Raw genomic sequence first — 17648 nt, 5'->3', positions numbered from 1 at the left:
CTCAGACGCGGGTTCGCGAGCTCAGGTCGGTGATCCCGACCGGCGGGAGGCCCGCGGCGTGTTCGAGGACTTCGCAGAACGCCTGGACATGGCTGCCCAAGTCCGGCGTGGTCGCGGTCCACGATGCGCGAAGCTCCAACTGGTGTCCCCGCGGCGGGCCGGAGATGTCGCCGTAGCGCACCGAGGTCGTGGCGGTGACGGTTCCGCCCAGCGCGGTGACATGCGCGGTACGGGCACCGAGCGCCTCGACCAGCCAACTCCAGGCGACCTCGGGCAGCAGCGGGTCGATCGCCTCGTGCGAATCCAGGTCGGCCTGTATGAAGGCCACCATGCGCATGGTGCCGTCCCAGGCATCGGTGCCGTCGGGGTCGTACAGCAGGATCAGCCTTCCGAAGGCGTCGCCGTCGGAATCCTCCGGAATGACCTCGGTCTCGGGATGCTTGACTTCGGCGCCGAGCGCGTAGCTGTAGGGCGCCAGGCGCTGCGGCGGACGGATCGGGCCCAATTCGATCTCGGAGCGCACGGTCGCGGCGTGCATTGTCGCCACCGCTTCCCGGAAGGGGGCAGGCTCGGCTGATGTCACGGGTGCCGCTCCTTAACTGCTCGCTGTGTGCCGCGTCTCCAACGGCCGGCACCCAGGGTTCTGTTGCGCACCGCCGCGACGGGGGTCACCGAATCTCACGCTAACCCCCAGCGCCGGTCAGCGCAGACAGGCGCGCCGAACCGGGCACAGTTCGGCGCTGGGTGAGGCCGGGACCGCCGGGTGGGGCGAGGCAGCAGGGGGCGTGGCAGCATTGAACGCGATGAGTGCCCGTCGTGAATTGCCTGATTCCCCGTACCTGACCGCCATTGCCGGCCGGAAACCCAGTCGGGTCCCGGTCTGGTTCATGCGCCAGGCCGGGCGTTCCCTGCCCGAATACCGTGAGCTGCGCGCTCACCACAAGATGCTGGACGCCTGCTTCGACTCCGAACTGGTCTGTGAAATCACGCTGCAGCCGGTACGCCGCCACCGGGTCGACGCAGCGATCCTGTTCTCCGACATCGTGGTGCCGTTGCGCGGCGCCGGGGTCGATCTGGACATCGTTCCCGACGTCGGGCCGGTGATCGCTGAACCCGTGCGCACCGCGGCCGACGTCGCCGCTCTGCGGCCGCTCGACCCAGAGCAGGTGACCGCCGTCGCCGAGGCGGTATCGCTGCTGGTGGCGGCGCTTGAAGACGTGCCGCTGATCGGTTTTGCCGGGGCGCCGTTCACGCTGGCCTCCTACCTAGTTGAGGGCGGGCCCAGCCGGACCCACGCCCGCACCAAGGCGATGATGCTGGCCGATCCCGACAGCTGGCATGAGCTGATGACCCGCCTCACCGACCTGACTATCGCCTTTCTGACCGTGCAACTCGACCACGGTGTGGACGCCATCCAATTGTTCGACTCCTGGGCCGGCGCGCTGTGCCTGGCCGATTACCGGCGGTTCGTGGCGCCGCACAGTGCCCGGGTGTTTGCCACGCTCGCACACCGGCAGGTGCCGATGACGCACTTTGGGGTGCAGACCGGCGAGCTGCTGGGAGCCATGGCCGACGTCATGCGCCCCGCCCCGGCAACGATGGTCGGCGTGGACTGGCGCACTTCCCTGACCGATGCCGCCGCCCGCGTCGGCGCCGGTATCGCCCTGCAGGGCAACCTGGATCCGGCGGTCTTGCTGGCGGGCTGGCCGGTGGTTGAGCGCGCCGCCCGAGCCGTGATCGACGACGGCCGCTGCGCTGTCGACGCCGGGGCCGCGGGGCACGTGTTCAACCTCGGGCACGGCGTGCTGCCGCAGTCAGACCCCGAGATTCTGACCGACCTGGTATCGCTGGTCCATTCATTGTGACCACGTCGTACTGCGTTGTCGGGGGCGGCATCTCCGGTCTTGCCGCCGCCCACCGACTGCGTGCGACACTCGGCGACTCCGCCGACATCACGGTCTTCGATCCGGCGGACCGACTCGGCGGGCTTTTGCGCACCGAGACCCTCGGCGGCATGAGCGTGGACGTGGGCGCCGAGGCGTTCATCGCTCGCCGACCCGAGGTGCCCGCCCTACTGGCTGAGCTGGGGCTGGCCGAACGCCAACGCAGTACCACCGGGGTGCGGCCACTGCTGTACAGCCGTCGGGTGCTGCACCCGTTACCGCCCAACACCCTCAGCGGGATTCCGTCGTCGCCGGAATCCATGACCGGGCTGGTCGATGCCCCGACCCTTGCGCGGATCGCCGGCGAACCCACTCGCCCGTTCTCATTCGAACCGGGTAGTGATCCGACGCTGGGCGCATTGGTGGCCGACCGGTTCGGTGAACAGGTGGTCGCCTGCTCGGTGGATCCTCTGATCGGCGGGGTGTACGCGGGATCGGCAGCGACGGTCGGATTGCGGTCGGCGGTCCCGGGACTGGCCACCCTGCTCGATCAAGGAGCCGCCAGCCTGACCGACGCGGTGCGGCGGGCATTGCCCACCACGACCGGTCAGCCGGTGTTCGGCGCCATCACCGGCGGGTATCAGGTGTTGGTCAACGCGCTGGTGCGCAGTGCCAGGCTGCGCTGGGTGCAGTCGGCGGTGACTCAGATCGATCCGCTCGGTGACAGCTGGCTGCTCCGGGACGCCGGTGGCGGCCACCACCGCGCCGACCGGGTGGTGGTGGCGGTACCCGCCCCCGCACTGGCCCGGCTCGCAACCGGGTTCGCGCCGCGTGCCGCGGCGGCGGCCAGCCGGATCGGTAGCGCGTCGTCGGTGGTGGTGGCGATGGCCGTGCCGGCTGGCGCAGCGTTCCCGGCCAACTCCGGGGTTCTGGTGGCCACCGGGGAACGGCTGTACACCAAGGCGATCACCCTGACGTCGCGTAAGTGGGGCGATCGGGGTTACGGCGGCCGGGTGGAGGTGTTGCGGTTGTCGTTCGGCCGGTTCGGAGACTCGCGCACCAGCGCCTCCGACGCCGAGCTGGTGGGGTGGTCGGTACGCGACCTGGAGGCTGTGTTCGGGGTCACGGTGGACCCGATCGATGTGCGGGTGCAGCGCTGGCCTGCGGCAATGCCGCAGTATCGGTCCGGCCATGCGGGGCTGGTCGGCGGGTTGCGCGCCGCGCTGCCGGCGACCATCGCGGTCGCCGGCAACTATCTCGACGGCATCGGTGTGCCGGCCTGTATCGCCGCGGCCGATCGGGCCGTTGCGGCGGTGATCAGCGCCACCCCGGCGCCGTAGAGATCGCCGGGCGCGTCGTGGCAGCATAGGGGCCATGGCGCACCTCGATTACGACAAGCTGAATTCCACCCTCCGCTACGTGATGTTCTCGGTGTTCTCGGTTCGTCCCGGAGTCCTCGATGAGGGGACCGATAGCCGCGAGGTGATCGCGGACCAGGTTGTCACCTACCTCAAGCAGCAGGAGGAGCGCGGCGTCGTGGTCCGCGGGGTGTACGACGTGGCAGGCCTGCGAGCCGATGCCGACTTCATGATCTGGACCCACGCCGAGCGCATCGAGGATCTGCAGGCCACCTATGCCGGGTTCCGTCGTACCGCGCTGGGCCGGGCCTGCGAGCCGGTGTGGAGCAACGTGGCGTTGCACCGGCCGGCCGAGTTCAATCGGAGTCACGTCCCGGCGTTCATCGCCGGTGAGCCGGCAGGCGCCTACGTCTGTGTCTACCCCTTCGTGCGATCGCTGGAGTGGTACGTCCTGCCCGAAGAGGACCGCCGCCGGATGCTGGCCGAGCACGGGATGGCCGCACGGGAGTACAAGGACGTCCGGGCCAACACCGTGCCTGCGTTCGCGCTCGGTGACTACGAGTGGATCCTGGCGTTCGAGGCTCCCGAACTCGATCGGATCGTCGACCTGATGCGCGACCTGCGCAATACCGAAGCCCGTCTGCACGCCCGCGAGGAGACACCGTTCTTCACCGGTCCCCGGGTCGAGGTCGAACAGCTGGTGGCGTCGCTGCCCTAACAGCTCGACCGCGTGCGGCTCCACACGGAAAACCGCGACGCGCTATCGGCGTGTCCCGTCGTCAGATTCCGGCTCGCCGACAGACGAGAGGATCCGTGTCGTCAGGACGGTGGCACCAGTCGCAGACAAATGCTGTTGATGCAGTAGCGCTGATCGGTCGGGGTGGGGTAGCCCTCGCCGGTGAACACGTGCCCGAGATGGCTGTGGCAGGACGCGCACAGCACCTCGGTGCGTGCCATACCCAGCGAGTTGTCCGAGCGCAGGATCACCGCGTCGGAGTCGGCCGGGTCGAAGAACGACGGCCAGCCGCAGTGCGAGTGGAACTTCTCGGTGCTGCGGAACAATTCGGCGCCGCACGCTCGGCACTCGTACACACCCTCGGTGGTCGTATCGGTGTATTCGCCGGTGTTGGGCGGTTCGGTACCGGCGCGGCGCAGCACCGCGAACTCTTGGGGGGTCAGCTTCGCGCGCCACTCGTCGTCGGTGAGGGACACCTTGGGAGACGTCATACCTCCACGTTAACCTTCCGCGTCGACTCGGCGGCCAGCCATGCCGGATCGATTCCATCAGCCAGGCGACCCTGTTCGCGGGCGTCCAGGTAGCGGTAGCACAACACCGTGCAGACGACGATCAGCAGCAGTGACCAGCCGTAGGTGATCTTGAGGTAGTCCAGTGGCCGCCCGATATTCATCCAGCGGAAGATCAGCCACTTGTCCAGCGTCATGAAGCCGTAGACACCCAACCACGCCGGCCAGTTGCGCAGCACCGAGTTGGGCAGCACTACCGTCATCAGGAACGGGAACAACACGATCGAGTAGTAGCCCTGGCCCAGTGACAGGACCAGGAACGACGCCGTCAGCAGCACACCCGAGGACGTCAGCAGCCAGAACCGGGTGTCGCGGGTGCGGTAGTAGCGATAGAGCAGCCACAGGCTGACGGCGGCCAGGGCGGTGAACAACACCCGCAGGAACAGAATGAGACCCGACGGCAGCCCGAAGAACACGCCATTGCCCAGGATCGAGGAGTTGAAGTAGTCGCGCGTTCCCATGATGTAAGGAACGGTGTGGGTGAAGTAGCTGGTCGGGTCGCTGGCCAGCGGGAACGCCACCACGTTGAACAGTGCCGGCATCGCGATCGCCCCGATGAGAGGTCGCCACTGCCGGTTCAGCAGTGGCAGCAGCAGCAGCGGAATCAGGACGGGCTTGACCACTACTGTCAGCCCGATCGCTAGCCCGGCCCACCACTGGCGACTCGCCCGGCCGTCGAGCAACCAGCGTAGGAACAGTACCTCGGCCAGCAGGATCACGCCGTTGATGTTGGTGAACACCAGTGTGCTGCTCACGCTTTCGGTGAGGAACATCGCAGCAAGCAGGGCGGGCGCCGCGACCGAGCTCAGCCCGAATCCGAACATCCGCAGCAGCAGGTAGGCGGCGAGCACGATCGCGATCGTGTTGGTGGCGATGAATGTGTACCGCGACAGGGTCTCGGGCAGATACCCGAACGGCGACATCAGCAGGGTGCCGCCGGGGGAGTACAGATAGTGCGGGTCGACGTAGTCGAAGTGCTCGTTGTAGATGTCGAGGCCCTGGCGGAAGTTCAGCACCGCCCGGTACACCGGCTTGAAGTCGTCGGTGATGTTGCCGTTCAACGGCAGAATGATGGCGCGGTGGATCAACGACATGATTGCCACCGGCCACAGCACCGAACGCAGGACCGTCGCGGTGCTGGGCGGGGACGTGGGGGGCCGGAACGCGGCCAGCAGGGCGGTGCCCGCCCGGTGCATCAAGGAGTCGGCTGCCGTCACCAGCGAACCGTACCCCGGACCGGGACTGGTGGTCCGGATCAGGCTGGGTCAGGCGGGGCAGTAGACGTCGGTCTCGGGCAGCTTGCCGCTGTCGAGGTAGCCGATCAGCGGCGGCAGAGCGCACGACGAGTACACCGCGGCGCCGTGGCCGATGCCCTGCCACATCACGCGCTTGCTGGTCGCTCCGGCGTTGATGACGGCCGCCGCGGTTGCGGCCACGCCCTCTTCACCGACGATCGGGTCGTTTTGTACCCCGAGCAGCAGGACGTCGATCGTGAGTTCCTTGGGCGGTTCGGGGGTGCTGCTGCTGGGCCAGCTCAGACATTGCGCCATGTCTAGGGCGCCGACGGCACCGAATTGGGGGTACTCCTTGCCCCAGGCGACCACCAGTTCCCGGATTCGGTCCGGGGTGGGGCGGTTGAGGGCGTCGGCGCAGAAATTGATGAACCGGCCGTCGCTTCCGGTGGTGCCTTGGGCCCGGTTGATCAGATTGTTGAGCAGGTTGGCATCGCCGGAATTGGCCGAGGCCAGCGCCTTGGCCAATTCGTTGGTGCTGTTCACACGGTCGCCGGTGGGATAGCCCAGGGCCGTAACGATCGCGTTGGTGACCGCGGCGACTGATGCGCCGCCGGGGCCGTGCCCAGCGCGTGCCGCGCCCAGCAGCGCATCGATCGCGGCTTTGGGGTCGGGGCCCAGTGCGCAGCTCACCGCGAGGCACTGGGCGGCGAACTCTTCGAAGGCAGCCTCTTGGCCCTTGACCCGCTCCTCGGCAGCGGATTCGGCGGCCGCACCCAAGGGGATGGGGGAGTCCAGTGCCAGCCGGGCCACCTTCCCCGGGTGCGACGCGGCGTACGCCAGCGCGAGCTGGGCGCCGTTGCCGATGCCGACCAGCGACAGGGCCGGGATATCCCAGATGCTGCGCAGGCGTTCGAGGTCGGTGGCGGCGTGGGTGTTGTCGTAGGAGGACTCGCCGGGCGAGATCGAGTCGGTGCAGTCGGTGGTGGCCTCCATCGTGACGGTGGCCAGGCTGGCTACCGGGTCGTCGCCGGGGGAGAACTGCGCCTGATTCCACATCGTGTCGCGCTGGCTGCGGTCTCGGCAGTCCACCGGGCTGGACATCCCGAGGCCACGACGGTCCACCGCGACGATCGGGTGGCTGGTGAGTACGTCCGCTCCGGCACGCGACAGCCAGATCGGTAGCTGCAGCGACGACGGCAGGTCCCAGCCGGTGGTGAACACCACGGGGCCCGCATCTGCCGGGGTCTGCACCGACCGGGCGCGTACCACCCCGATGCTGATCGCGCTGGAGCCACCGCCCAGCGGGTCGATGTCGGCGTCGTAGCTGGCGCAGTCCAGCCGTACACCGGGTGTGGCAGGCAGCGCGGCGTCGCCGAACACCCGAGCCGTGCAGTCGTGCCAGGGCAGGTCGTTCTTGGGTACCTCGACCGGGGGTGGCCCCGCGTGATCCGGGGTGGATTCGGGTTGACCCTGGGCCCCGGCCCCGGAGTTGGTCGCGAAACGCGGGTCGGCGGCCAGCCCGGGTGCGCAACCGGCCAGCAGGGACGCGGAGCCGGTCAGTACGGCGGCGGCTACCGTCACTGCCGCGATCCGGGCGAGCCTCGAAGAGCTGGTCATGCCTGTCACCTTATAGGCGCCCGCTCGTGAGGTAGCGGGCGTAGAGGTAGCCGGATTCGTCGGCGAGCAGATGCGCACAGCGCATCGGGGTCCGCAGCTCGCTGGGACCCGTGGCGATGCGCCGGGCCAGTCCGCCGACCAGGAAAGGCGCCATGGTCAGGCACAGTTCATCGAGCAGTTCGCCTTCGATGAAGGATCCCAGCAGGGTGGGTCCGCCTTCGGTGAGCAGCCGGTGGTGACCACGTTGGGCCAACGCCGCCAGCAGCGCCGCCGCATCGACCCGGCCGGGGTCATCCGCCGAGCAGTCGACCACTTCTGCCTGCCCGATCAGTCGCCGGCGGGTGTCCTCGGCGGCCGCAGCGCAGGTCAGCACCAGCGGCGCGGTTTCGGTGTCGGTGAGGACCCGCATGTCGCGGTCCAACTGCCCGGATTGCGTCACGATGGCCAGGCGCGGCACCTCGGACTGCCCGCGGTCTCGGCGGTCCTGGCGTTGCGCCACGCTCAGTCGCGCTCCACCGTAGTTTTCGACCCGGACCGTTCCGGCGCCGACGACGACGACATCGGCCAGTGCCCGCAGCAGCATGAACAGGGTCCGATCGCCGGGACCGGCCAGTCCGCCGGAGGTTCCGACCACGGTCGCGCCGCCGTCGATGCTGCCGATGAAGTTGGCCCGCAGCCACACCCGTGCTTCGGCTGCCTCGGGGTAGGCGTAGAGCCTGTCCAGCTCGACGTCATCGACGGAGGACGTCGAGCCCAGCAGGGTGAATCCGGGGTCTGCGCTGAGGTCGGACATGGCCTCGATTGCACCATGTGACTACAGTTCGTGCGTGTCTAATCCCGCCGCCGAGTCGATTCCTCACCTGGTGGACCGGCATCCGGCGGTCTCCCCGGAACGGTTGATAGCGCAGCTCAAACCCCCGCCGACGTTCGCCGGCGCCCGCTTCAGCAGCTACCGGCCGGATCCGGCGCAACCCAGTCAGGCGGCGGCGGTGAGTGCGTGCACCACGTTCTGCACGCAGGCGCTGGCTCGGCGCGCCGGACGCCGCAGGCTGTTGGGCCGACGCGAGGTGCTTCCGGGCGTGGGCATCTACCTTGACGGGGGTTTCGGAGTCGGCAAGACACACCTGCTGGCTTCGGTCTATCGCGAGATCACCGACGCTCCGGGAGCGCAGCCGCACCGGACGGCGTTTGCGACGTTCATGGAGCTGACTCAGTTGGCCGGGGTCTTCGGCTTCACCGAGTGCATCGAATTGCTCGGTGGCTACACCGTGGTGTGTATCGATGAGTTCGAGCTCGACGATCCCGGCAATACCACCTTGGTCTCGCGGCTGTTGTCGGAACTGGTGGCGCGTGGGGTGTCGATCGCCGCGACATCGAACACGTTGCCCGACCAACTTGGCGAAGGGCGTTTTGCGGTCCAGGATTTCTTGCGCGAGATCAGTGCACTGGCAAGCATTTTCACTCCGGTACGGGTCGACGGACCGGACTATCGGCATCGGGATCTTCCACCGGCACCCGAGCCTCCTTCAGCCCAGCAGGTCGCTCAGCGCGCAGCCGCTCGGCCCGGTGCCACGCTGGACGACTTCGATGGGCTCTGCGCGCATCTGGCCACCATGCACCCGTCGCGGTATCTCACGCTGATCGAGGGCGTCAGCGCGGTGTTTCTCACCGGGGCGCACCCCATCGAAGATCAGAATGTGGCGCTGCGGCTCGTGGCGCTCACCGACCGGCTGTACGACGCGGGTATCCCGGTGGTGGCATCCGGGACCAAGCTGGACGGCATTTTCACCGCGGAGATGTTGGCCGGGGGCTATCGCAAGAAATATCTGCGGGCCACCTCCCGGCTGTTGGCGCTGAGCCGGACCGACTAATTCACAGATTCCACTGGGCCAGGCGCAGGCCGGTGTTGCGCGCCAGCATCACCACGTGGGTGACTAAGCCCCGGTAGACATCCCAGTAGACGCCGCCGTCCACGGTGGAGCCCGCGGGAGCGTTGATCAGTACGGCGTCCAGGGTGGTGGGGTCATCGGTGTGCTTGGCGACGTAGGCATCGCCACCGGGCGTGACGCCGTCGAAGGTCACCGAGGCGGCCATGATGTAGGGGTTGGGCACCGAGATCGGGTGAATGGTCACGTTGGCCCGCCACGGCCCGCCCTGATTGCGCCAGCGCGGCGAACCGTTGGCACCCCAACCCGGCGGGATCTCGCTGGGCACTACGTCATGCACCGTGACATCGGCGACGATGGGGCCGAATGCCTCGTCGTGGTAGGAGATGCGCAGCGTGTCACCCAGGCGTCCGATCGGAGCCTCGGGGGTGGTGGTTGGCGTGGCGTACCCGACGGCCGGCGTCATCAACGCCGCCAGCGTGGTGATGACCGACGTGACCAGGGCCAGAATCCAGCGTTGCATCATGTCCTCTTCGTTTGCCTCCTGGGCATGATGGCACATCGGGATCGCGGGTGCAGCAGCCTTGGCCCGGTGGGTTCGCCCAGCGGTGGGATTGCGCTCAGCTCGTGGTTTCAGCGTCGGGGGCAGCGCCGTCTGTGGTGATCGCCGCCAACGCGTCGGTGAGGTCGGTTTCGGCCCGGTCCCGGTCCACGCCGGCGTGATGCAGGGGGCCGTCGCCGTCTTCTGCCTCCAGCAGGGCCAGCAGGAGGTGTTCGGTACCGATGTAGTTGTGCCCCAGACGAAGTGCGGTGCGGAAGGTCAACTCCAGGGCCTTGCGGGCCGGGCCGCTGAACGGGATCAGCACCGGTGGTTCGGTGCCACCCGGTGGCAGGGTGACAGCGGCCGCGACCACCGCCGGGTCGATGTGCTGCGCGGTCAGCAGTGCGGCGGCCAGCGCCTCGTGATCGTCGAGCAGTCCGAGAATCAGGTGCTCGGGGGTGATCTCGGCGTGATGGGCGCGCTGGGCGGCGTTCTGGGCCGCCACCACAGCATTGCGTGCCCGCAGGGTGAAACGCGCGAAGCCCTGGGAGGGATCGAGAGTGGCGGCCTCGGGCCGCGGTACGAACCTCTTCTGGGCCGCTTGCTTGGTGACTCCCATGCACTTGCCGATATCGGTCCAGGACGCGCCTGATCGCCGTGCCTGGTCGACGAAATGCCCGATGAGATGGTCGGCCACCTCCCCGAGGTGTTCGGCGGCCAGTACCGCGTCGGTCAGGCGCTCCAAGGGATTGTCATGCACGCCCGTGATGGCGTTGATCAGGTCGTCGAGGCGGACGGTAGGGGACAGGCGGGTCGGATCGGCCATGATCGTCAACTCTAGGTTGACGGTGGCCGTGCGTCAACCGTTAGTTGACGAATGGCCCTCGTGGTAGCTCCGCCGAGCATTTCCGGCCCGATCTCCGCATTCGCGGCGCTGTCAACTGTGATCTTCGTTATAACTGACCTGTATGCGTAGCTAACAATGCGGCGCACCGTCGAAAAGGAGTACACCATGCTCGAATCGCTGATCGCGGGGGCTCTCGGGGGCGCACTCGGGGGTAAAGCGGCCGACGCTTCGGCAAAGATTCCCAGTCCGGGAGGGCTGGGGAGTCTGATCAGTGGTGGGCTCGGTGGCCTAGCCGGCGGCGGCCTGCTGAACAGCATCCTCGCCAGCGGTAGTGCCGGTGGATTCGACCTCGCCAACGCTGCCGGCAGTCTGGTCGGCGGCGGCGTGCTGGGCACCGTCGTCACCGCGCTGGTCGGTCTGGTGCTCAAGGCCAACCAGAAGGGCTAGCCCGGGACGGAAAAACCCCTGTCGTCACACCGTGGCGGCAGGGGTTTTCGCTGTTAAGCCTGGTGCGCGGTACTGGGATTGAACCAGCGACCTCTTCCGTGTCAGGGAAGCGCTCTCCCGCTGAGCTAACCGCGCTTAGAGCCTTGGGACGGAGGTGGAGACGGGAATCGAACCCGTGTGCACGGCTTTGCAGGCCGTTGCCTCACCACTCGGCCACTCCACCGCAAGGGGTTGATGCCACTTGACACCCTCGAGCGGATGACGGGATTCGAACCCGCGACCCTCACCTTGGCAAGGTGATGCGCTACCAACTGCGCTACATCCGCGTGCCTCGGGCGAGATCGTCGCCCGGTGCCTGCAGAACATTAGCGGAGACATGTGAGACAGCACAACTCTGCATGTCAGCCCGGCGATTCGCCTGAAAAGCGGCCTGCGCATTGATGCTTAGCGAGGGGGGCGTGCTACTGTTCCTCCTCGTTCGCCCGGTCTCGTAGCTCAGGGGGAGAGCGTCCGCCTCACACGCGGAAGGTCGCTGGTTCGATCCCAGCCGGGACCACAACGGTCATGCTGCCACGTCGGGCCTCGCCCGGCGTGGCAGCTATGGCAGCTAACGCTTCTACCCGCTGATAATTCCGGGTATTCGATCCCCAATGGTCAAGTCGCGCAGAAAATTCATTCCTCCGGTGGCAATCGTTGGAATGGCGCGGAATGGCGCAGATTGGCCTCAAGAGATCCGCGGGCGAATTGTCGGTGGACTGGCCGGAGGTCGACTAATTTGCCGGGCAGCCCCTGCGTGAGGAGTCTCGGTGACCCACGGTTCGCAACCGACGGCCGATACCGCCGTTCACCCAGGCCTGCAGCGATATCTGGATGAGTTGTCGGCCGGCGAACGTCAACACGCGAGCGAACGACTCGCCGGACTCGATGAAGCCGACTGGCTCAGCTTCGGGGTGAGTGAACCGCAACCGGTCGAATACGACTACCGAGTCGAGCAGATCGAGGGCTCGCTGCCCGCCGGCTTGGCGGGGACGCTCTATCGCAACGGCCCGGGCAGGTGGGAGGACCACACCGGGCGACCGCTGCACCATCTCTTCGATGGTGACGGAATGGTTTCGGCGTTCACCCTCGCCGCGGGGCAGGTGCACTACCGCAATCGTTACGTCCGCACCCGTCACTTCCGCGGCAAATCGGGGACCCGCCACCTGGGCACGGCCGCCACCGGCGGCTGGCTGGCCAACGTCGGAAGAATTCCGCCAAACCTTGCCAATACCAACATTGTTGAGCACGCAGGACATCTCTACGCGTTGTGGGAGGGCGGGCCGCCGCACGAGATCGATCCGGTTACCCTCGAGACCCGCGGGGTCCGTCGGTTCGGTGGGCGCCTGCGGTGGATGGGCTCGTACTCAGCGCATCCCAGCTTCTGTCCTCGGAGCGGCGAGATGTTCAACTTCGGTGTCGAATTCATTCCGCGGCCACACCTGCGTATCTACCGCACCGATGTACGTGGGCGGCTTGAGCATTTCCGCTCGGCCCGGCTGCCCTATCTCGCGATGGTGCACGACTTCGCGCTGACGCAGCGGTATCTGGTCTTTCTGGTGTCACCGATCATTCCCGACGCGATGCCGATCGCACTGGGACTCACGCCGCTCGGCGATGCCATGCACTATCGCCCCGAGCGTGGCAGCGTGTTCATCCTGGTCCCGCGTGACGGCGGCCCCATCCGTCGGGTGGAGTGCGACGCGGTCCTGCAATTCCATCTCAGCAACGCCTACGACGACCGTGGCGATGTGGTTGTGGATGCGATCACCTACGCCGACGGTCGATTGCTCGGGCGCATCGCGCGGTTCCATACCAGCAGCCTGTCCGATGCCCCCTCAGAGTTCTCCCGCTTCCGGATCTCCGCCGCCGGGCGGGTGAGCCGCGAGCAGTTGAGTGACACGCCGTGTGAGTTTCCTCGCCACCATGGCGGCTACCAGGGGATGGCGCATAGATACGCCTACGTGAGTAGTCGCCGGAGGCTGGGTTCGTTTTACGACTCGATTGCCAAGCTGGACCTGATCGACCGAAGCGAAGCCTCCTATACCGCTGAGGCTGCCGGGAATAGCTTTTGCGAGCCTGTCTTCACCCCACGGCCCGATGCCACCGCCGAGGACGACGGCTGGCTGCTCACGGTCGAATACCAGGCAGCTGAGCACACTTCCCGTTTGGTGATCATCGACGCTCGCGATGTCGGCGCCGGACCGGTCGCCACGGCCGCCCTGAAGCATCACCTGCCCCAGGGCTTTCACGGCAGCTTCAGCCCCGGCCGGGCAGACTGACCGGCCGGGGGCGAAGCCCCCTCAGGCCATCTCTGGGGCGTTCAGATGCGCTATCGCCAAGTCGAATTCGGCGACTTCGAGCACTTGGGCGGCGGCGTCGTTGACGGCCCTGGCCCAGATCGCCTGTTCGTGGCCACGGCTGGCGACCATCGCCGCGCGGTCGTCGAATCCGACCGACGACACCGCCCGGCCGGATGGCCGGTCCACCATCAAGGTGGTGCTGCAGAAGCCGTCGAGGTCCGCCATCTCGGGCATCAGCGCCAACTTGTAGGTGTCGATGAGCCGCTCCAGGTGGTCCGGATCGGTGCGTAGCCAGGTGACCCGGACGCCGGCGTGCCGTCGCGCGCGGTGATCGCGGCGCACCGCGGCGATCTCCCATCGGCTGACCTCGGCGGTGGCGTGGAAGATCTCGGTGGCGCGGTCGCGCAGCAGCTGTGCGCTGCCCTCGCTGGCACGCAACGTGTCGTCGTCGAGCCATGAGGAGGTGATGATGCACCGTCCCGCGTCGCGATCGACGAGCATGGACATTCCTGCGCAGCCTTCGGTGTCGGCCAGCGTCGGCATCACCACGCCGCGGACGTGGGTGATTCCCTCATCGAGAAAGGATGGGTGGGCGTGTATCGAGGTTGCGCGCGCGAACATGTCGGCCTCCGGTTCAACGGTGGCGACGCCGCGGCGGCGCCGCCGGTCCCTTCCACCATGCTCCGGCCGTGGTGCGGGGACAAGCCCTATTCGCCGTCAATTCGCTGGTTAGTCGATGACAGCGTCCGGCTCGGCCCGATGCTCGGCTTCCAGTTCGGCAATCTGGGCCCCGACCCGCCCGCGCAGCGCTAGCGTGCCGATAACCCCGGCAAGGACCGCCACCAGCAACGCCACCCAGGAGAACCGCGACAGCCAGTGTTCGGCCGCGACCCCCGCGTAGTACACCAATGCGGTGGTGCCACCTGCCCAGCAGATCGCGCCGAGCACGTTGGCGGCGAGGAAGTGCTGGTATCTCATCTTCAAAGCCCCGGCCAGGGGACCAGCCAGAATGCGCAGCAGTGCGATGAACCGGCCGAAGAACACGGCGCTGGTGCCCCAGCGGTGGAATGACCGCTCGGCCAGCGCGACGTGTCCGGGACCGAAGTGGTTGGGGAAGCGCCGGCCCAGGCGGTCGAAGAGCGGCATGCCGAAGCGCCGACCGATCGAGTAACCGATCGAGTCACCGATCACCGCCCCCACCACCGCCGCCGCGGCAACGCCGGCCGGGTCGATCGACAGTTCGTGGCGCGACGACATCAATGCCGCACCGACGAGCATCAGCTCGCCCGGCAGCGGGATGCCCAGGCTCTCCAGCCCGATCACACCGCCGACGAGCAGATAGACCAGCACGGGCGGGATCGCATAGAGCAGGACATCCACCGACATGCGGCCAAGCATGCCTGACTTCGGTGTGTTCCGGCCAACGACACCGTCACCGAGTCCGGACCGAACCACCTTGTAGCGTTACCCCGCGGATGCTCAGGTGCCGGTGATCGAATCGAGGAGCGCAGTGGAATTCAACCTCGCCCAAGTCTTCTCGGCGGTGTCGCACGCCATCCCAGAACGGGACTGCGTCGTCTTCGGAGACCGGCGGTTCAGCTATCAGCAGATCGAGGACCGCGCGCGCCGGCTGGCGCGCGCCCTGCACGAGCGCGGCCTCGGAACGCGCCGGGAGCGCTGCCAACTAGCCCCCCACGAATCCGGCCAGAGTCACCTCGCGCTCTATCTGGCCAACGGCAACGAGTACATCGAGGGCATGCTCGGTGCCTACCACGCCCGCGTGGCGCCGTTCAACGTCAACTACCGCTACGTCGCGGACGAACTGGTCTATCTGCTGACCAACGCCTCCACCGAGGCCATCATGTATCACGCCCGGTTCGCCCCTACGCTGGCCGACGCACTCCAGCAGGCCGGCGACCGGCTGCCCGCGATGCCGCTGATCCACGTGGACGACGACTCCGGAAACGCGCCGCTGCCCGGTGCCGTCCGCTACGAGGATTTGCTGGCGGAGACCTCCGCCGACCCGTTGGACCTGGTGCTATCTCCGGACGACCTCTATGTGCTCTACACCGGTGGCACCACCGGCATGCCCAAGGGCGTGTTGTGGCGCCAGCACGACATCTTCATCAATGCGATGGGGGGCCGTGAGTTCGGCACTGGGGCGATCCCTACGACCTTGACGGAGATTGTCGAACGCGCCCGAGCGGCCCGGCCGGCCGGCTCGATGACGGTGGCACCGCTGATGCACGGTGCGGCCCAGTGGGCCGCCTTCATCACCTTGCTGGGCGGGCGACCTTTCGTGATGTCGACAACCACCGACCGGTTCGACCCGGTCGGAACCTGGGATCTGGCCGCTCAGGAGCGGATTGTCTCACTGTCGATCGTCGGTGATGCTTTCGCTCGACCGCTCGCCGACGCCCTCGAAGCGGGCGGCCCCACCCTGGCCGAGGGCTTGTCGGGACTGCTCGTGCTGGCCAGTGGCGGTGCACCGTTCACCGCGCCGATCAAGCAACGGCTCGTGAACCTGCTGCCGCACCTGTCGATCCTCGACGCCGGGGGATCCTCGGAGACCGGCGCGCAGATGGGGCAGACCACCAGCCGTGCACAGGCCTCCACCGGCCGGTTCACCCCGAACCCGGGTGCGGTCGTGGTCAGCGAGGACATGACCCGCATTCTGTCGCCCGGTGACGACGAGATCGGGTGGTTGGCGCAGCAGGGGCAGGTGCCGCTGGGGTATCTCGGAGATCCGGAGAAATCTGCACGTACCTTCCCGATCATCGAGGACATCCGCCATTCGGTACCCGGGGATCGGGCGCGCTGGGACGCCGACGGCGGCATCGATCTGCTGGGCCGCGACTCGGTGACCATCAATTCCGGCGGCGAGAAGATCTTCGCCGAGGAGGTCGAAGCCGCAGTTTCGCGCCATCCCGCCGTCTACGACGTGGTGGTGGTTGGCCGGCCCAGCGAACGCTGGGGCAACGAGGTAGTCGCTGTGGTGCAGTTGGCCCGGGATGCCGACGCCGAAGCCGACGACATCGTGGCCGAGGCTGCCAACTACATCGCGCGGTACAAGTTGCCCAAGGATGTGGTGTTCTGCGCCCAGGTGCAGCGTTCGCCGTCGGGCAAGGCCGACTACCGCTGGGCCAAGGAGCAGGCGGTGGCCGCGCAGCGGGTCTGAGCGGCCGTGTAGGTGGCTCAGCCGAACTGCGGCTTGCGCTTCTCGCGGATGGCGGCCAGGCCTTCGTGGACGTCGGGACCGGAGAACCCGAGGAACTCCAACCCCAGAGCGGTCTCGAACGCCGGCGCGAACTGCCGGTACCAGTAGTTCAGGCTGTGCTTGGTGAAGCGGATCGCGTCCTGCGAACCGTGCGCCAGATCGTCGGCGATCCGCAGGGCGGTGGTCAGCACCTGGTCGTCGTCGACGCAGGTGGAGACCAGGCCGATCCGTTCGGCCTCTTCGCCCTGCAGGGTCTCGCAGGTCAGCAGGTAGTACTTGGCCTTGGCCATTCCCACCAGCAGCGGCCAACAGATCGCTGCATGATCCCCGGCGGCAACTCCGAGCTTGGTGTGGCCGTCGATCAACCGCGCGGTGCGCCCCGCCACCGAGATATCCGCCAGCAGCGCCACCACCAGGCCCGCACCGACGGCGGGCCCGTTGATCGCCGAGATCACCGGCTTGGAGAAGCTCACCATGTTGAGCACCAGATCGCGGGCCTCCCGCAGCACCTGCATCCGCCCGGCGTAATCGCCGACGATCTTCTCGATCAGCTCGAAGCTGCCGCCGGCGGAGAACGCCTTGCCTTCGCCGCGCACCAGGACTGCCCGGACCTCGTCGTCCCGGTCGATCGCCGGCCACACATCGGCGAGGTCGCGGTGCATCTGTGGGCCCACCGCGTTGAGACCCGGTGCATCGAGCACCAGCTCGAGCACGCCGTTGCCGCCGAGCTCGAAGCGCAGGCTGGGGAAGTCGGAGGAGGCACGATAGCGGGGCGCGTCAGTCATCACTAGTTTCTACTCGACGGCCTGGCATCACGGCACTCAGGCCCGGCCCGCGGCGGTGGGGCAACCGCCCTGTCGAGTGAGGCTCAACTGGGCTAATCGGCAACGGATGCAATCGATTTGGCCATACCGACGGGTCCAATGATGCGGTACGTCGAATCGCGGGATTCAGCCACTGGGAATTAGGTCTG

General features: G+C 67.4%; 17 protein-coding genes and 4 tRNA genes. 8 read left to right on the top strand and 13 right to left on the bottom strand.

Annotation, left to right across the window (positions count from 1 at the left end; genetic code table 11):
* Position 1 precedes the first annotated feature (1 nt).
* Complete coding sequence (locus tag G6N09_RS00630) at positions 2 to 538, bottom strand: DUF3000 domain-containing protein (protein WP_234807106.1); 537 nt, start codon at positions 536 to 538, stop codon at positions 2 to 4.
* A gap of 265 nt (positions 539 to 803) precedes the next feature.
* On the opposite strand from G6N09_RS00630, the gene hemE reads away from it, so the two are divergent.
* From hemE to hemQ, 3 genes are read left to right on the top strand one after another with little or no spacing between them, the layout of a single operon-like run.
* The gene (gene hemE, locus G6N09_RS00625) at positions 804 to 1865 is read left to right on the top strand and encodes a uroporphyrinogen decarboxylase (RefSeq protein WP_083027666.1); all 1062 of its coding nucleotides are present in this window, start codon (positions 804 to 806) and stop codon (positions 1863 to 1865) included.
* Positions 1859 to 3223 carry a protoporphyrinogen oxidase gene (locus G6N09_RS00620; RefSeq protein WP_109559014.1) on the top strand — a complete coding sequence of 455 codons (1365 nt, stop codon included), beginning with the start codon at positions 1859 to 1861 and terminating at the stop codon, positions 3221 to 3223. Before hemE ends, G6N09_RS00620 begins: the two co-directional genes overlap by 7 nt.
* A gap of 34 nt (positions 3224 to 3257) precedes the next feature.
* Positions 3258 to 3959 (top strand): hydrogen peroxide-dependent heme synthase, encoded by a 702-nt coding sequence (gene hemQ, locus G6N09_RS00615; protein ID WP_083027664.1) that lies wholly within the window; start codon positions 3258 to 3260, stop codon positions 3957 to 3959.
* Positions 3960 to 4060: 101 nt separating this feature from the next.
* Here the strand turns inward: hemQ and msrB are convergent, their stop codons facing one another.
* The 4 genes from msrB to G6N09_RS00595 all read right to left on the bottom strand — a co-directional run bounded on the left by msrB (position 4061) and on the right by G6N09_RS00595 (position 8191).
* The gene (gene msrB / locus G6N09_RS00610; protein WP_083027663.1) at positions 4061 to 4468 is read right to left on the bottom strand and encodes a peptide-methionine (R)-S-oxide reductase MsrB; all 408 of its coding nucleotides are present in this window, start codon (positions 4466 to 4468) and stop codon (positions 4061 to 4063) included.
* A complete protein-coding gene (gene aftC / locus G6N09_RS00605; protein WP_083027679.1) occupies positions 4465 to 5742 on the bottom strand; it encodes an arabinofuranan 3-O-arabinosyltransferase in 1278 nt (425 codons plus the stop codon). Before aftC ends, msrB begins: the two co-directional genes overlap by 4 nt.
* 69 nt (positions 5743 to 5811) lie before the next feature.
* A complete protein-coding gene (locus G6N09_RS00600) occupies positions 5812 to 7398 on the bottom strand; it encodes an alpha/beta fold hydrolase (protein ID WP_083027662.1) in 1587 nt (528 codons plus the stop codon).
* Between the two features lie 10 nt (positions 7399 to 7408).
* On the bottom strand, positions 7409 to 8191 hold the full coding sequence (locus tag G6N09_RS00595; protein WP_083027661.1) for a pyrimidine reductase family protein: 783 nt from the start codon (positions 8189 to 8191) through the stop codon (positions 7409 to 7411).
* Here G6N09_RS00595 and zapE point away from each other — a divergent pair.
* Complete coding sequence (zapE, locus tag G6N09_RS00590; RefSeq protein WP_083027660.1) at positions 8190 to 9269, top strand: cell division protein ZapE; 1080 nt, start codon at positions 8190 to 8192, stop codon at positions 9267 to 9269. The genes G6N09_RS00595 and zapE overlap by 2 nt on opposite strands.
* 1 nt (position 9270) lies before the next feature.
* Here the strand turns inward: zapE and G6N09_RS00585 are convergent, their stop codons facing one another.
* Both G6N09_RS00585 and G6N09_RS00580 read right to left on the bottom strand, forming a co-directional pair.
* Positions 9271 to 9807 carry a hypothetical protein gene (locus tag G6N09_RS00585; protein ID WP_083027678.1) on the bottom strand — a complete coding sequence of 179 codons (537 nt, stop codon included), beginning with the start codon at positions 9805 to 9807 and terminating at the stop codon, positions 9271 to 9273.
* 97 nt (positions 9808 to 9904) lie between these two features.
* Positions 9905 to 10651 carry a Clp protease N-terminal domain-containing protein gene (locus tag G6N09_RS00580; RefSeq protein ID WP_083027659.1) on the bottom strand — a complete coding sequence of 249 codons (747 nt, stop codon included), beginning with the start codon at positions 10649 to 10651 and terminating at the stop codon, positions 9905 to 9907.
* Between the two features lie 186 nt (positions 10652 to 10837).
* On the opposite strand from G6N09_RS00580, the gene G6N09_RS00575 reads away from it, so the two are divergent.
* Positions 10838 to 11119, top strand: coding sequence for a hypothetical protein (locus G6N09_RS00575; RefSeq protein ID WP_046187948.1), 282 nt, complete (start codon positions 10838 to 10840; stop codon positions 11117 to 11119).
* 60 nt (positions 11120 to 11179) lie between these two features.
* On the opposite strand, the gene G6N09_RS00570 is transcribed toward G6N09_RS00575, so the two are convergent.
* The 3 genes from G6N09_RS00570 to G6N09_RS00560 form a co-directional block, all read right to left on the bottom strand.
* Positions 11180 to 11254: transfer RNA gene (locus G6N09_RS00570), tRNA-Val, on the bottom strand.
* Between the two features lie 17 nt (positions 11255 to 11271).
* Positions 11272 to 11342: transfer RNA gene (locus G6N09_RS00565), tRNA-Cys, on the bottom strand.
* Positions 11343 to 11372: 30 nt separating this feature from the next.
* Positions 11373 to 11445, bottom strand: a tRNA-Gly gene (locus G6N09_RS00560).
* Positions 11446 to 11603: 158 nt separating this feature from the next.
* On the opposite strand from G6N09_RS00560, the gene G6N09_RS00555 reads away from it, so the two are divergent.
* Together G6N09_RS00555 and G6N09_RS00550 are read left to right on the top strand one after the other, a co-directional pair.
* Positions 11604 to 11675, top strand: a tRNA-Val gene (locus G6N09_RS00555).
* Between the two features lie 250 nt (positions 11676 to 11925).
* Complete coding sequence (locus G6N09_RS00550; protein ID WP_083027657.1) at positions 11926 to 13437, top strand: carotenoid oxygenase family protein; 1512 nt, start codon at positions 11926 to 11928, stop codon at positions 13435 to 13437.
* A gap of 21 nt (positions 13438 to 13458) precedes the next feature.
* Here G6N09_RS00550 and G6N09_RS00545 read toward each other — a convergent pair whose 3' ends face one another.
* Both G6N09_RS00545 and G6N09_RS00540 read right to left on the bottom strand, forming a co-directional pair.
* Positions 13459 to 14079, bottom strand: coding sequence for a hypothetical protein (locus G6N09_RS00545; protein ID WP_083027656.1), 621 nt, complete (start codon positions 14077 to 14079; stop codon positions 13459 to 13461).
* A 108-nt stretch (positions 14080 to 14187) separates the two neighbouring features.
* Positions 14188 to 14844 (bottom strand): DedA family protein, encoded by a 657-nt coding sequence (locus G6N09_RS00540; protein ID WP_083027655.1) that lies wholly within the window; start codon positions 14842 to 14844, stop codon positions 14188 to 14190.
* A 124-nt stretch (positions 14845 to 14968) separates the two neighbouring features.
* On the opposite strand from G6N09_RS00540, the gene G6N09_RS00535 reads away from it, so the two are divergent.
* Positions 14969 to 16636: an acyl-CoA synthetase gene (locus G6N09_RS00535; RefSeq protein ID WP_083027654.1), complete on the top strand. Its 1668-nt coding sequence runs from the start codon at positions 14969 to 14971 to the stop codon at positions 16634 to 16636.
* A 17-nt stretch (positions 16637 to 16653) separates the two neighbouring features.
* On the opposite strand, the gene G6N09_RS00530 is transcribed toward G6N09_RS00535, so the two are convergent.
* Positions 16654 to 17460: an enoyl-CoA hydratase/isomerase family protein gene (locus G6N09_RS00530; protein WP_083027653.1), complete on the bottom strand. Its 807-nt coding sequence runs from the start codon at positions 17458 to 17460 to the stop codon at positions 16654 to 16656.
* Between the last annotated feature and the right edge of the window lie 188 nt (positions 17461 to 17648).

The sequence above is a fragment of the Mycolicibacter minnesotensis genome (genome assembly GCF_010731755.1).
Classification (GTDB): domain Bacteria; phylum Actinomycetota; class Actinomycetes; order Mycobacteriales; family Mycobacteriaceae; genus Mycobacterium; species Mycobacterium minnesotense.
Note: the sequence above shows the minus strand (reverse complement) of the source record. Positions and strands in the feature narration are given on the sequence as shown.

What these genes read in the sequence shown, in the direction of transcription:
- G6N09_RS00600 (WP_083027662.1), bottom strand. Translation starts at nt 7,398, where the DNA reads ATGACCAGCTCTTCGAGGCTCGCCCGGATCGCGGCAGTGACGGTAGCC.
- aftC (WP_083027679.1), bottom strand. Translation starts at nt 5,742, where the DNA reads ATGCACCGGGCGGGCACCGCCCTGCTGGCCGCGTTCCGGCCCCCCACG.
- G6N09_RS00580 (WP_083027659.1), bottom strand. Translation starts at nt 10,651, where the DNA reads ATGGCCGATCCGACCCGCCTGTCCCCTACCGTCCGCCTCGACGACCTG.
- hemQ (WP_083027664.1), top strand. Translation starts at nt 3,258, where the DNA reads ATGGCGCACCTCGATTACGACAAGCTGAATTCCACCCTCCGCTACGTG.
- G6N09_RS00595 (WP_083027661.1), bottom strand. Translation starts at nt 8,191, where the DNA reads ATGTCCGACCTCAGCGCAGACCCCGGATTCACCCTGCTGGGCTCGACG.
- zapE (WP_083027660.1), top strand. Translation starts at nt 8,190, where the DNA reads ATGGCCTCGATTGCACCATGTGACTACAGTTCGTGCGTGTCTAATCCC.
- msrB (WP_083027663.1), bottom strand. Translation starts at nt 4,468, where the DNA reads ATGACGTCTCCCAAGGTGTCCCTCACCGACGACGAGTGGCGCGCGAAG.
- G6N09_RS00630 (WP_234807106.1), bottom strand. Translation starts at nt 538, where the DNA reads ATGCACGCCGCGACCGTGCGCTCCGAGATCGAATTGGGCCCGATCCGT.
- G6N09_RS00585 (WP_083027678.1), bottom strand. Translation starts at nt 9,807, where the DNA reads ATGCAACGCTGGATTCTGGCCCTGGTCACGTCGGTCATCACCACGCTG.
- G6N09_RS00575 (WP_046187948.1), top strand. Translation starts at nt 10,838, where the DNA reads ATGCTCGAATCGCTGATCGCGGGGGCTCTCGGGGGCGCACTCGGGGGT.
- G6N09_RS00540 (WP_083027655.1), bottom strand. Translation starts at nt 14,844, where the DNA reads ATGTCGGTGGATGTCCTGCTCTATGCGATCCCGCCCGTGCTGGTCTAT.
- G6N09_RS00545 (WP_083027656.1), bottom strand. Translation starts at nt 14,079, where the DNA reads ATGTTCGCGCGCGCAACCTCGATACACGCCCACCCATCCTTTCTCGAT.
- hemE (WP_083027666.1), top strand. Translation starts at nt 804, where the DNA reads ATGAGTGCCCGTCGTGAATTGCCTGATTCCCCGTACCTGACCGCCATT.
- G6N09_RS00530 (WP_083027653.1), bottom strand. Translation starts at nt 17,460, where the DNA reads ATGACTGACGCGCCCCGCTATCGTGCCTCCTCCGACTTCCCCAGCCTG.